Raw genomic sequence first — 13,816 nt, 5'->3', positions numbered from 1 at the left:
GACGTTGTCGCCGGTCTCGGTCTGCCATTTCGAGCCGTCGACCGCGGCGCCGGCGGGTCCGTCGAAGGTGTCGGAGAACGCAACCGCCGCGGCGGCCGTCGCGGCGGCGGGGGACGCGCCCGGCGGATCCGCGTGCGCCGCGCCGGTCGCGGCGGACGCGACCAACACGGCGGACAGGGCGGCGAACAGGCATCTTCGGAGCAGGCGTGGAGAGGCCACGGCTCTTCCTTCCATACAGCGGCCGGGCCCGCGGACGAGCCGGCCGAGGTGGGGGATGAAGGCATCGCCTCTTGATTTAAGGAGTGAGATAAGGGGGAGTCAATAGCTTGGTACGGACCACCGGTTCGAGGGCGGTGCGGCGGCCGCGGCAGACCTCGCACGTCGCCTCGAACCGGGGGCCTCAGGCCGCGTGTTGATAGGCGGGGTAGGTCAAGTACCCGGCGTCACCGCCCTGGTAGTACGTGGCCTCGTCGACGGGAGCGATCGGGAGTCCGGTACGCAGCCGCTCGACCACATCGCCGATCTCGTACGCACCCGGGACGCGCAGAACGCGCTGATGACCGCAGCGCGAAAGCACCGGGGGGTTGACACTGCAGCCGGTGGCTGCCGAGTGATCGAGCGAGGTCGGAAGGCCGCCCTCGGGTGAGTGGCTCAGGGCCGCACGGGCCATCGGCGGGGCTCCCGGCCCAGCAGGCGGAGCGTCTCCTCGAGCGGTCCCGACCCGCCGGGCACGTCCAGTGCCGGAGCGAAGGCGTTTCCCGGGCCGCGACGGGCTGGGTCGGTCGGCACGAGCCGGGCTGTGACGAGCGCGGCGTGGAGGACGACGTCGGGCAGCTCCATGGGAGTCCCGATGGCCGCGGCGACGTCCCAGGCGTGCACTACGTAGTCGACGAAGTGGAAGCGTACGGCCAGCCGTCCGGGAAAACTTCCGCCCAGCTCGGGGAGCGCGAACTCCCGCTCTGTGGAGCCTGGTTCGGCGAAGGCCGCGAGCACGGACGTCGCGGCCGCCCGGTGGACCCGGGCCGGCTCACTCATGTCCTGCGGCTCCTGCCAGTGCGCCGCCTCCCGTCCCGCTCCGCGTGCGGCCGCGGCGAAACCGTGGTGCTGTGCGGTCATGTGCGCCACGAGCCGCCGTAGGTTCCAGCCTGCGCATGGGGTGTCGCGTTCCCAGTCCGCGCCCTGCGCCAGTTCCACCACGCGCAGTGCCTCGTGCACGGCGATCCGGTCGAGCTCGACGATGTCCGCTCCGGTGACAGTCATGGCTCGAGAATAAAACTGTCCGAACGGTCGTGCCATTAGTTTTCCGGTCACCGTCAGACCCCTCGGGGTACGGGAACCCCGTCTGCGGCCGCGTTCCGCAGCCGGTCTGCGATGCCGACCCGGGCCCGGCGGTAGGCGGTCTCCTCGTCAAGCAGCACGGAGACGGCGTTGGCCGCCTCCATCAACGCCACCAATTCGAAGGCGAGTTGCGGGACGTCGCTGCCGGCGTGAAGCTCGCCGACCGCGCGGGCCTCGTCGATCGTGCGCTCCATCAGGCTGGTCCAAGCCCGGTGGGCCGAGACGACCGCGTCGTGCACCGGGCCGGAGCGGGCGTCGAACTCGGCGATGACGCCGTAGAAGAAGCAGCCGCCCGGGAAGACCCGGCCGCGCGAGTACTCGAGCCACAACTCGCAGAGCTGCCGCACTCGTCCGATCCCTGCCGGGACTTGATCCGCGGGCCGGATCACCCGCTCGGCGAAGATTCGCCCCGCCTCGCGTACGGTCGCGAGCTGAAGCTCCTGCTTGGATCCGAAGAGCGCGAACACCCCGCTCTTGCTGAGCTGCAGCTCGGAGGCGAGCCGTCCCACGGACAGCGCCTCCAGCCCTTCGACAGACGCGATGTCGACAGTGCGGCGCAGCACCAACTGACGGGTGCGGTTGCCCCGTTCGACCCGGCCGTCGATCCGGGTCATCCGAGCGGCCCCTGGTACGACGCCACTTGAGCCTTCCGCTCGATCGTCACGACCAGGGGCAGCGCGAACCGGGACGCGTCGTCTCGTGCACCGAGCCCGAGAAGCAGGGGCCTGCCGCCGGGAGAGGTCGAATCGCTGCTCACAGCAGACCACCTTAAGGGTGGACCCGGAGTGACCTCGGAGGTGACGGTGGCAGCCCCGTCTTTGCAGGGGGGCGGGCGCAGGCTAGGCGGCAGGTGGCGGCAGCACCTCCAGGTCGTCGAACTGCGAGGTGGTGTAGGAGTCCAGTCCCAGGCCGACCTGGCCGTGGTCGTACGTCGCGTCGGACACCTGGGCGACCTCCGAACCGTCGATCCGGGCCGTGATCGTCTGCCCGGAGAAGCCGAGCGAGAGCCGGTGCCAGGTGTTCGCTCCCGCGGAGGGGAGGCTGCCGTTCGCCAGGACTCGGGTGGTCTTGTCGGGTTGGAGGACCTCGAGCGACCAGCTGCCGGAGTCCGACAGCTTCAGGTAGTAGCCCTCCCATGCGTTGACGCGGCCGGTGCCGACGTTGTTGAGCTGGTTCACCACGCGGCCGAGCAGCGAGGCTGTGCCGGTCTGGTCGATCATGGTCTTCGTGGAGACGGTGTAGTCGCTCCACCGGCTGTCCCCGGACAACGTGAGCGGGGCGGCCACCCTGGACCATTTCGTGGGCTGGGTCGTGATGGCCTGACGCAGGCACCCGCCGGTGCCCCGGCTGCCGGAGGCGGCCTGCGGCGCGGTGGAGCAGGGCGCGACCTGGAAGGCGCCCTCCATGTCGGAGACGTAGCGCGGGGTGGCCGCGGTCCGGTAGGTGTCGAAGCCGTCGCGGTAGGGGAGCGCCATGGTCTGCGCACGGGGCGCGCTCGCCGCGGCTCGGCCCTTCCCGCCGGGCATGGTGGTCAGCGTCGTGACGGTGCCCGGCTGAAGGGTGATGCCGTGGCCGCCCGTCGCGTCCGGGGACACGTCGGCACCGCGGACGAACCAGTCGGCGGGGTCGGTGGCCTCAAGGGTCGTCGTCCAGCGATGCAGGGCGCCGCGCGGCAGCTTTCCGGTCGGCGTGACGCTGACGTTCTGCGGGGCCGTCGCGCCGGTCGTCTCGAACACCGTCGTGTAGGCCGGCTTCGGGCCCGGCGACCGGAGGGTCACGTACGTGCCGCCACCGTCGAGGTAGCCGCTGGCGGAGTCGACGTAGCGCCAGCCGGCCCGGGTGAACTGCGCGGTCTGGGCGATGGTCCACAGCGTCGGGCCGAGTTCGTAGTGACCGCTCCACGGTTCGTTGGCGCGGAGCAGACCGCTGCCCTGCATCTGGACGGTCGGGTACCAGGCGTACGCCGCGGGCCAGTTGATGAACGCCGTGATGCGGGAGTCGACGTACTCGTGGTTCATCTCCGCGGCGAGTCTGGTCGCCCCGGTGAGGTAGTTGTTCCAGCCCGATTCGCTGGCGAACAGCGGTTTGTCGAGGCTCAGAGCGTCCGGTGAGCTGGAGCAGTGGACCGCGGAGCACGGGTAGTGGATGCCGACGACGTCCGTCGCCGCGTCGAAGGCAGGGTCGTTCTTCATGTCGGTGGCCACCTTCCAGCCGGCGCTGTCGGCTGCCACCACCTTGACGTCACCGTGACCCTCGCGGACCAGGGCGGCCTTGAGCTTCCCGTACCAGGCCGCGTCCCAGCCCTTCTCGTTCCAGCCGCCGAGGTAGTCGATGTGCAGGTCGTGCTGCTGCGCGCAGCCGAGCCACCGCATCAGGTAGCCGATGTTGTCCTGGGACCAGAAGCCGCCGTCGAACCATCCGGGCGCGCCCCATTCGAGGCCGTAGAACCGGATGTTCGGATTGCGCTTCCTGGCCTGTTCCATGAGCCACCACTCGTAGCCGCGGTTGCAGTCGACCTGGGTGGGAGTGCGCATGTGGCTGGGCTCGGCGCCGTTGCTGGAGTTGGTGTCCGATCCGATCTCGACCTTCAGGATCTGCAGCGATGCGCCGTACCCGGGCTTGAAGAGGTAGTCCAGGATCCTGCTGCGCTGCGGTTCCGGGTAGTCGACCAGCAGCCGTGAGGTGCCGCCGCCTCCACTGATGGCGCCGACGCCGTCGAAGACCCGCCCGGTACCGGCGCCGTCCACGGTGATCTGCTGTGCGGAAGGTGCGCTGGTGTCGGCGTGCGCCGCGGACGGGGCGACGAGCGCCAGACAGGACACGAGCAGGGCGATCACGGCGCGGGCGGTGCGCCCGGGGAGCGGGCGCGGTGCGCCGGCCCGTCTTTCCGTTCTGAGCATGGTTCTCCTTGTGTTCGGCTGGTCGTTCTGTGTTCGGCGAAGCGTTCAGAGGGAGACGTGGGTGCGACCGCGGGGTACCTTCCGCCCTCGGGCGCGGCCGTCCCCGGCGAACACCTCGACGTGGGCGGGACCGTCGGCGGTGATGTCGAAGGAGGCACCGGAGCCGCGGAGCACGAAGTTGCGGACCGCGACGCGGGCGCCCGTGGCCCGGAAGACGGTGCGGCCGTCCCGCACGAGCGTGGTTCTGCCGGGTCCGGCGGAGACGGCGTAGGTGTGGCCGCGCAGTTCCACGTTGGCGACCGTGTTGGTGCCCGGCAGTGCGAGCGTGCCGAACATGAGGGCCGAAGGGTCGCCGTCCCAGGGGTTGTCGGAGACGAGTTCGTGCAGGCCCTGCACGGCCATCGCGTTGGACCAGGAGTACGTGCGCCAGGCGGTGTCGACGGCCGAGTCCATGATCGACTGCCCGGGCTCGGGGTCGAAGGACTCGGGGAACCAGTTCTCCTTGTCCCAGGCGTCGAGGTACATCGCGGTGCTCCGGGCGGCGAACCGGGCGGCCACCGCGTCGAAGCCGTACCGCTTGACGCCGTCGTAGACCGTGGCGTTCATCGGCGGCCACACGGCGCCCTTCCACTGCTCCGGGGCGCTGCCCTCCCCGTAGCGGTCGAAGAAGCGGAAGTGCTCGGAGGACGGGTGCACCGGGCCGCCGGAGCAGTAGGCGGGGTCGTTGCGGGCCACGCTCGGCACGACGTAGTCGCCCCAGAACTCCTCGGGGTCGAGCAGGTGTTGCTCGACGAGGATCCGTGCCCGCTCGGGCGTCGCGAGGCCCGCGAACATCGGGTAGAAGACCGTCGGCGTGACCACCTCGTTCCAGGTGCCGTCGAGGTAGCGGCTCAGGTACAGGCCCTTCTCGGGGTGCCACAGCCGGTCGTTGAGCAGGCGCCGGATCGTCTCGTGCTGTGCGGCGAACCGGGTGGCGTCCTCGGGTCTGCCGAGCACGCGCGCCATCTTCGCCAGGGTCTCGGCGAGCAGCGCGTAGTAGGAGTTGAGCGCCACGTCGGTGAGGTCGGTGTTGTCGCGCTTGTCGCCGCTGCCGCCCTGTTTGGCGATGCGGTGGTAGGAGGCGTAGACGGGACTGTCGTCCAGGCCGAGGTGGTTGCCCCGGCCGCCGACGCGGTCCCCGAAGTAGGGCGTCTCCAGCAGGCCGTCGCCGTCGGCGTCCCACTCCGGCAGGAGGTCGTGGAACGTGACGAGTGCGGGGTAGGTCCTCTCCAGCACCGAGCGGTCACCGAACTTGGTGTACAGCCGCCACACCGCGTACGCGTGCATGGGCCCGGAGTTCTGCTGGTCGTAGCGCGGCCCTTGCAGCGGGACCTGGTTGGGTGGTGCCGGGGCCTCGAAGACGTCCGTCTCGTGCTGGACGGCGAGCGGGCGGCTGACGAGGGCGGCGTCCACGGCGTCGAATGCCGAGTCCCAGCCCGTGAACAGGCCGCCGCCACCGCCCCATCCCCACATCACGAAGTTGCGCCGGCGGTCGCGGTCGTAGTTCGTGTTGAGCGACTGTGCGTCGCGCACCGCGTCCGCCGCCCGCCCCACCGGTCCCGAACCGGTGAGGTTGCCGCCACGGACGTGTGCGCCGGCGGCGGCGAGCGTGTGCTCCACCTCGTGCGCCTCCGGCGTTCGGGCTTCGACCGGGCGGTCGTCGACGCGGGCGGCGAACGTGATCGTCTCTCCCTTGCCCAGCCGGTAAACGAGCGCGGCGACGGCGGTGCCCGGCGCACCACTGCCACCCGTCACGGCGGCGGTCATGTCGGCGACCGAGGGGTAACTCCCGCTGCTGTCGGCGGGTTCGGTGGGCGACAGCCGTACGTGTCCGGTGCGCGTCGGGTCCAGCAGGCCCGGGCAACTGCCCGTCGCGCCCCCGCCGTCCACGGCGAAGGTCCCCTCCTCGCCCCAGGGGGAGGAGAGTTCGAGCACGACGGTCGTGTCGTCGTCGAGGGCGGTGACGGCTCCGACCAGGCCGCTTCCGTCGCCGGTGCGGGCGTACCGCACCCGTATGGGGCGCTTCTCGCTCTGCAACTGGTCGTACTTCTTCTGCAGTTGCGGGAGCTTCGCCGTGGCGTCGGCGACCTCGCTCTGCGACCACTGGCCGGGGTGTGCGATCACCTCGCGCAGCGCTTCCAGGTGCGCCGGCATGACCGTGCGGTCGTCGGTGGTGACCTGCACCTCCTTGTATGCACCGTCCGGCGTCATCGGGCCGATCCGCCAGAGATGGTTGGTCATCTTCTCGCGGAGCAACTTGCCCTGGGTGGTGAGCAGTCCGACGCGCAGGGCGAACCGGGACTCGCCGCTGCCGACGAACAGCGCGCCGGTCCAGTCCTGTTCCTTGACGCCGGGCATGGCGAACGGCCGCCGCAGCGTGGGATACGGCAGGCCCGCCTCGTGCCCGGTGGACGCGCTCGCGGCGCCCTTCGCGCCGGACGGGGCCGCCTCGGCAAGGCCGGCGCCCGGCACGAGGCCGGTCGCCGCGCTGCTGAGGCCGGCCGCGCCGACCGTGCCGAGGAAGTGCCGTCGTGGCATCTGGTGCTGTGCCATGTGCGGTGCACCTACTTCCGTTCGAGATGTCGGATGGTGATCGGATAATCGGCCACACGTCCGCGTGTGGAGGGCGCCCGGAACGCTAGGGCGACGGCATGACCGACTCGAACTGCCAGTGCCCGGAGCCCACTTGGTACACCGCCTCGGTGTCGTCGGCCCGCAGCAGGCGTGTGCCCTGCGGAGCCTGCGCCCGGCCCCCGGCAGCCGGGACGTGGATCTCGGCCGTGCTGCCGGCCGGGACGTCCACGCTCAGCCGGAACCGGTCACCGGTCCGCTGCCACGAGGTGCGCGCCGTGCCGTACGGAGTGCGGTAGGAGCCGGAGGCCGAGGTCAGCTGGCCCGCCACCGCCGGGTCGATCAGGAGCTCGCGGTAGCCCACCGAGTCGGCCGTCTGGTCGATGCCCGCGACGCGCGTCGTGAACCAGGAGTCGATCGCGCCGAGCATGAAGTGGTTCTGCGACTGGCCCGGACCACCGTCCCAGGACTCGCCCAGCGTCGTGTTGCCGGCCAGGACCTGGTAGCCGTAGCTGGGACTGGTCGTCTGCGTGGCGATCTTCTCGATGACGTCGTCGCGTCCGGCGGTGGACAGGACACGGAAGGCGGCGGGCAGGGAGATCTCGCCCAGCAGCAGGTGATGGCCGGCGGCCTCGACGGAGGACGTGAAGTGACCGAGCAGACGGTCCCGTTCGCCTGCCGGGTAGGCGCCCATGTCGAGGGCGAGGGCTTCGGCGCCCTGGCCGCCACCGCCGAACGTACCGGTCGCCGTGGAGTAGTACTTGTCCGACAGTGCCCGGACACTCGCGTCGGCCTTCGCCCGGTATCCGTCGGCCGCCGTCCGGTCGCCGAGCAGTGTGGCGATCCGCGCCATGGTGTCCACCACGCGCCAGTAGCCGTAGGTGCCCGCCACAGCGCGCGGGAAGGTGCGGTCGGGAGTGAACCAGTCGCCCAGACCGTAGTCCAGGATGCCGCCGGAGACCTGCTGGTCCAGGAATGCCGCGTACTGCTGCATGCGCGGGTAATAGGTGCGCAGGGTGTCGAGGTCGCCGTACGTCGTGTACAGGTGCCAGGGGACCAGGACGAAGGCGCCGCCCCAGTTGGAGTCGTTGCGGTAGGCGCCCGGCAGGCTGGTGTACTCCGGCACCGTGCTCGGGATCAACCCGTCCTCGGTCTGTGCGTCGGCCATGTCCCGCACGATCTTGCGGAGTTGGGCCTCCATGTCGAAGTTGGCGGCGAGCGCGGGGAACACAAGTTGGTCCTGCTCCAGCCAGCCCAGCTTCTCCCGGCTGGGGCAGTCGGTGAGGACGCTCATCATGTTGCCCTCGATGGCGCGGCGGATCAGCGAGTGGATGCCGTTGACGAGTGGATCGGAGGTGCTGAGGTCACCGGCGGAGGCGTTGTCGGTGTGCAGGACCCTGCCTCGCACCGTGACCGTCGCACCCGCGGGCACGCCCTTGAGCTCCAGGTACCGGAACCCGTGGTAGCCGAAGGTGGGGTGCCAGGTGGCGGTGCGGGTGGAGCCGGTGGTGTAGCTGTCCCACACCGGGGCGCCGACGTTGCTGATGGACTGGAAGGCGTGGCCGTCCTTCAGGCTCTCGGCCGGGTAGATGCGTATCTCGGTCCCGGCGGGCGCGCCGCCGATCGTGATCTCCGGCCAGCCGGCGATGTTGCGGCCCAGGTCGAAGACGCGGCTGCCCGCGGCGCCTTCGACCTCCTTGCCGGTGAGCGTCTCCACGTTCCGGATCGGTTCCGTCTCACGTGCGCTGAGGACGGCCGGGGCCTGCTCGGTGCCGGGGGAGGGCACCGTGACGGCCCGGTCCCAGGAGGTGCGGTCGCCGCCCGGTTCGTCCCAGTGCGCGATCTCGCGTCCGGCGTCGTAGTCCTCGCCGCCGTACCAGTTGGAGGAGGTCGTCGGGCCGAGCGTCGCACGCCAGTCGGCGCCGCTGGTGACCGTGCGGACGCTGCCGTCGGCGAGGGTCACCTCCAGCCGGGCGATGAGCTTGGGGTCGCTGATGTTGCCGTAGAGCTTGCGGTACCGGTCGGCTGTGCTGACGACGTCGGACATGCCGTTGCCGAGGGCGACACCGATGGTGTTGGCACCGGCGCGCAGCCGGTCGGTGACGTCGTAAGTGGCGTACTGCACGCGCCGGTTGTAGGTGGTGTTGGCGGGTTCCAGGACGGCGTCGCCCACCGGCTTCCCGTTGAGGGTGGCGTCGTAGACGCCGAGGCCGGCGATGTAGAGACGGGCACTGCGCACGGCATGCGGAAGGGTGAAGTCCTGTGCGAGCAGGGGCAGTCCGGACGGCAGGTACGGCTTGGGCGGCTGCTGCCCGGTCACACGCGCCAGGTCCGTGAACGGCCCGCTCGCCGCGTCACCGGCGGACAGCGCGTAGTCGGAGGGGAAGTTCGGGACACGGCCGTCGTCGGTGAGGACGTCGGCCCGCGGGTAGAGGGCCACCTGGTCGAACGTCTTGGCCGTCTTCAGGTCGAGGGTGAGGGTTACGGGACGGTCGGAGACGTCGGCGGAGTCGTGGGCGGCGCTGGAGTAGCCGGCCGCGGTCTGCAGGGCGCTGTTGGGCAGGCCGTCGACGGCGAGGGCGGGCTCCCAGGTCTTGCGCACCGTGTTGCTCTCCGACGCGGTGACGGCGGCGCCCTTGGCCAGGTCGCCGGCCGAGGTGACGGAGTCGCGGACGTCGATCTCGCCCAGCTGCAGCCGCCAGGTGCGGTCGGGGAAGTTCTCCTCGAGGGGCAGGCCGAGGCGGGTGACGTCCATGCGGACGTAACGGGCCGTGGTGCGGGGCACCTTGACGACCACCGGCTCGACGCTGCGCCGGCTCAGCTGCCAGTCGGGATGGGTGATCCAGTCCGCACCCCAGTCCGAGGACCGGGTCAGGCCGGTCTCGAACCGGGCCGGGTCGCTCCAGCCGGAGGACTGCCCACCGCCCTGCGACCAGAGCATGACGCGCCAGTACACGCGGGCGCGGGAGCCGAGCGTGCGACCGTGGTACGTCGTCTCGGGCACGGCCGACGTCACCTTGCCGGAGTCCCACAGGTCGGCACGCCCGGACCGCAGCCGCCGCAGGGAGCTGGCGGCCTGCACGCGGTAGGCGCCCTGCAGGGCGTTCGCGGCGTGCGCGGTGGTCCGCCAGCTGAGGTCGGGTGTGGTGTCGTCGATGCCGAGCGCCTGGCTCAGGTGCTGGGTCCGCAGACCGGCCGGGATGATGGTGATGTCCGCCGTGGCGTCGGCGGTGACGGCTGCGGCCAGCACGGTGACGAACGCGGTCATGGCGGCGGGCAGGACGAGGGTGCGGCGAGATCCGTCGCTTCTGCAGGGTCTGAGCATGATGGTCCTTGTGTCCTTGTGTCCTTGGGGAGTACGGGGACCGGTCGAGGGCGCCGCGACGGCTCACACCCGCGTGAGGTCGGTGGTGACACGGCGGCGGAAGCGGAGCGTCACCGGGCCGAGCAGCCCGGAGGGCAGCGGCTTGTTGCGTTCGTTGGACAGGGTGTTGGCGACCCGGACCTGCAGCCGGTTGTCGCCCGCGACCAGCGCAGCGGTGACGTCGATGACGAAGGGCGCCCACAACAGGGGCTCCAGCGCTGTGCCGTTGACGGTCACGGCGGCGACGTCCCGCACATCGCCGAGATCGAGCAGGACGCGCCGCCCGTCCAGCAGTGAGCGCTCCACGGGGACGGTGATCGTGTAGCTGCCGCTGCCGGAGAACAGCCGGTCGTGGTCCGTCCAGCTGCCCAGGGGTCCGGTGACGGGCGTGGCGCCGTCGCGTTCCAGAGTGAGGGTCCAGTCGCTCGTGACGGCGAGCGGAGCGAGCGGGTCGTCCACGTGGACCATGCCCTCGTAGGCACGGCCGCCGGCGGCGCCGGTGAGCCGGTACTCCCCGGGTGCAGAGGCCTCGACGGTCACGCGCAGGGAGTGACCGGCCTCTTCCACGGCGACCACGGGCAGCGGTGAGGAGGTCAGGCGGGGCGCGGCCGGCCCGCCGCGCCGGACCACGACGATCCGGGTCTCGTACGGGGCGAGCGCCACGGGCAGGTGGATGCCCCGCTTGGACGTGCGGTACAGCGGAGCGGGGCCGGTGTCGCCGGTCAGCGGGTCCCACAGTTCGGGCGCGCCGTCGACAGGAAGGGTCGCGGTGGTCTCGACGGCGGTGCCGCTCTCGTTGTTGAGGAGGAACGCCGTGTCCGTGCCCCGGGTGACACGGAGCACCCGCACGGCGTCAGCGGCCGGTTCGAGGACGGCGGCGGCGACCCCCGCCTCGTGCGTGGCCGCCCGCAGACCGGAGGCGTCCGCCACCCGTACGGCCTGTCCCGCGCCGTACCGGCGACCACCGGGCACCGTGTCCCCGAACAGGTCGGACAACCCGCGGGCCAGCGAGCGGTCGTTGCCGTCGGCGTCGTCGGAGGGCAGGTCGCCGACCGCGACGACGGTGCCGCCCGCGCGGACGAAGGCGGCGAGCGTACGGACGCAGGCCGCGTCCAGTGTGGACGTGTCCGGCAGCACCACGAGGTCGTAGTGGGCGGCGCCCACGGCGAGGACGCCGTGGCGCACCTCGGCCTGGCACAGCAGCTGTTCGTCACCGGCGAGCGCGCCCTCGTGGAGGAGGTCGAAGTCGACCTGGGCGCGCTCCAGCGCGTATGAGGCGTCGGCGAGCGCGCCGTCCACCTCGCCCTGCCGGTCGGTGCCGGTCCACTGTTCGGCGGCGCGCTGCGGCTGGAGCAGCGCGGTGCGTGCGGCAGAGGTGCCGCGGGCGACCTCCATCAGCCGGCCGATCCACTCGGCGAGCGGCTTCATCGCCCACCACCAGGGAGCCCGGGGGCCGAACGGCGGCGGGAAGTAGACGTGCGTCTCGTCGGTCCACAGTGCGTGCAGCACCGCCAGGTTGACCCCCCGAGTCGCCTGCGCACCGACCGTCGCGTGCACGAACGAGGGCGTGACCTGCCAACCCATGTTCCCGAACATTTCCATCAGGGTCCGGTCGCGGCCCATCTGGTGGGCGACGGACACCGGATTACGGGGCAGCATGGTCTGCTCCCCGGCCACGTACTCGGCGGTGATGATGTCGCCGCCGGGCACCTGCGCCCACTGGTTGACCTTGTGCAGATCCCCTGTCGACGGGATCCGCTTGGCGGGCGCCGTCTCGTCGTACAGCGGATTGGTGATCAACGCGACGCCGCGCTTGCCGTACCAGTCGGCCTGCCGCTCGAAGTACCGGGCGAACCGGTTGGACACGGCCTGCCAGAAGCGGCCCCGGGCGATCCGGCCACGCCGCCCCAGGTCGTCGAAGGCACTCGCGTACGCCACGCCCGGTTCGACCCCTGCGTCGCGCAGCGCCCTGTCCAGCATGGGTGACCACGGCAGCCGCTTGAAGTGGGCCTCGGCGGAGGCGAAGAACGGCTCGTCGTCCCAGAACCCGGGGATGACGGTGCCGAAGTACCGGCCGAACCGGCGGTGATACTCGCCGGGCACGATGTCGAGGAACAGCTCGACGGGCTCGTCGTCCAGCAGGTCCACGTAACTGCGGCTGTATCCCTGGCTGTCGTCGACGAGCGGGATGCCACCGAACAGATCGACCTGCCAACGACCGGTGGGGACCTGCCACTTGGCGTCCCCTGCGAGCCGGCTCGTCAGGTCGACGACGTCGGAGGCGTCGGCGGAGGCCGCGGGCCGGGCCGCGGCGGCAGCAGCCTTCGAGGCCAGGGCATCACGCTCGGGGAAGTCCCCTGCGGCGTCCGGGGTGTCGAACGACGACGTGTACAGGGTGCTGCCGTCGGCCGCCGTGACGGACAGGCCGTCCCACAGGCCCCGCTCGTCCCCGACCGCGCGCACGCCGACGCTTCCCGAGGCGTACCGGTCGTCGGTGACGGTGCCCTTGTCCCGGCCGTCCAGCGTGACGGACAGGCTGTCGCCGCGTACGGAGACGGCCAGCGTGTGGAACTTCGTCTTGTTGAACCCGTCGGTGCGGGTGCTGCGCAGCAGCACCACCGGCTCGGTGTCCCGCGCCAGGCGGAGCACGGTGACGACACCGGTCTGGTCGAAACCGACCGCGTACCCGCCGAGGCCGTCGGCGGTGGCGCGGACGACGAGCCCGGCGGCGGTGTGGTCGGCCTTCGCGCTGCCGCTGACCGTGCAGTCGGTCCAGTTCTCCCCGGCGCGCAGGACGGCGGTGCCGTTCAGCACCCCGGCGTCCACGACCAGATGGCCCGCCTCCACACCAACTCCCGTGCTGCGGCGCAGATCGAGGATGGCCGGCCCCTCCACCACGGTGGTCGACCGCCACAGGGCCTTCAGCCGCAGGTCCGGCCGGGGCGCGTAGGTGCGGGAGCCGACCGTGCCCCCCTTGACGATGTACTCGCCGGCGCGGCCGCTCGGGAAGTGGTCGTCGTTGAACAGCCACACCCGCATGCCCGTGCGCTCGGCGGTGCGCAGGACGTGGCCCACGATGTCGAACCAGCCCTCGGTGAAGAAGGCCGGTTGCATCTCGGCGTTGTCGAAGGAGAACAGGACGACCTCGTACATGCCCTTGGCACGCAGGTCGGCCATCTGACGGTCCACCAGGTCGGGGGTGACCGGGCCGTTCCAGTACCAGTAGACGGTGGGCCGGCTGTCCTTGGCGGGATCGGCGAAGCCGGGCGCGGAGTAACCGCGGCGGGTCGCGTCGGTGGTCGCTGCCGCGGAGGCGGGACCCGCCGCCCAGGCGGCCCCGGGCAGGCCCGTCGCGAGCGCGCCGCCGGCGAGGCCGGCCGCGACGACGAAGGTGCGTCTGGGCAGCGGGTGGTCGGACTGTGGTGCGGGCATTGACGGCCTTTCCGTGTGGGTGGGCGTGTGGCTGGGCGAGCGGGTGCGGCGAAGGGGGAGCGCGGTGCGGTGCTCCGAGGGCCGTCGTGCCGTCGGTCGTCGGGAAGCGTGGCGGGGGAGGGGTGCGCGGTCTCCGGGAGCGGGCGCAGTTCTCGTCCGCCCCCGGTCCCGT

The 13,816-nt window shown here is 71.4% G+C and carries 7 protein-coding genes and 2 pseudogenes; all 9 read right to left on the bottom strand.

Translation table 11 applies throughout. The annotated features are described in order from the left end of the window. Positions 1-219, bottom strand: a pseudogene (locus ACIBN2_RS37810) (1,3-beta-glucanase); the annotation flags it as partial. Between the two features lie 181 nt (positions 220-400). Then, a pseudogene (locus ACIBN2_RS37805) lies at positions 401-517 on the bottom strand (alkene reductase); the annotation flags it as partial. 134 nt (positions 518-651) lie between these two features. Continuing rightward, positions 652-1,260: a TIGR03086 family metal-binding protein gene (locus ACIBN2_RS37800; protein WP_399141442.1), complete on the bottom strand. Its 609-nt coding sequence runs from the start codon at positions 1,258-1,260 to the stop codon at positions 652-654. Between the two features lie 53 nt (positions 1,261-1,313). After that, positions 1,314-1,952 (bottom strand): TetR/AcrR family transcriptional regulator, encoded by a 639-nt coding sequence (locus ACIBN2_RS37795; protein WP_399141440.1) that lies wholly within the window; start codon positions 1,950-1,952, stop codon positions 1,314-1,316. Then, positions 1,949-2,095 (bottom strand): hypothetical protein, encoded by a 147-nt coding sequence (locus ACIBN2_RS37790; RefSeq protein WP_399141438.1) that lies wholly within the window; start codon positions 2,093-2,095, stop codon positions 1,949-1,951. The genes ACIBN2_RS37795 and ACIBN2_RS37790 overlap by 4 nt, the downstream gene beginning before the upstream one ends. Positions 2,096-2,177: 82 nt before the next feature. Continuing rightward, positions 2,178-4,238: a galactosylceramidase gene (locus tag ACIBN2_RS37785; RefSeq protein WP_399141436.1), complete on the bottom strand. Its 2,061-nt coding sequence runs from the start codon at positions 4,236-4,238 to the stop codon at positions 2,178-2,180. A gap of 45 nt (positions 4,239-4,283) precedes the next feature. Next, positions 4,284-6,830, bottom strand: a complete 2,547-nt coding sequence (locus ACIBN2_RS37780) for an MGH1-like glycoside hydrolase domain-containing protein (RefSeq protein ID WP_399141434.1) — start codon at positions 6,828-6,830, stop codon at positions 4,284-4,286. 85 nt (positions 6,831-6,915) lie between these two features. Next, positions 6,916-10,173: a family 78 glycoside hydrolase catalytic domain gene (locus tag ACIBN2_RS37775; RefSeq protein WP_399141433.1), complete on the bottom strand. Its 3,258-nt coding sequence runs from the start codon at positions 10,171-10,173 to the stop codon at positions 6,916-6,918. A 63-nt stretch (positions 10,174-10,236) separates the two neighbouring features. Next, complete coding sequence (locus ACIBN2_RS37770; RefSeq protein WP_399141431.1) at positions 10,237-13,644, bottom strand: glycosyl hydrolase; 3,408 nt, start codon at positions 13,642-13,644, stop codon at positions 10,237-10,239. Positions 13,645-13,816 lie beyond the last annotated feature (172 nt).

This window comes from Streptomyces sp. NPDC050534 (assembly GCF_044457745.1).
Classification (GTDB): domain Bacteria; phylum Actinomycetota; class Actinomycetes; order Streptomycetales; family Streptomycetaceae; genus Streptomyces.
This window is presented reverse-complemented; position numbering and strand designations above follow the sequence as displayed.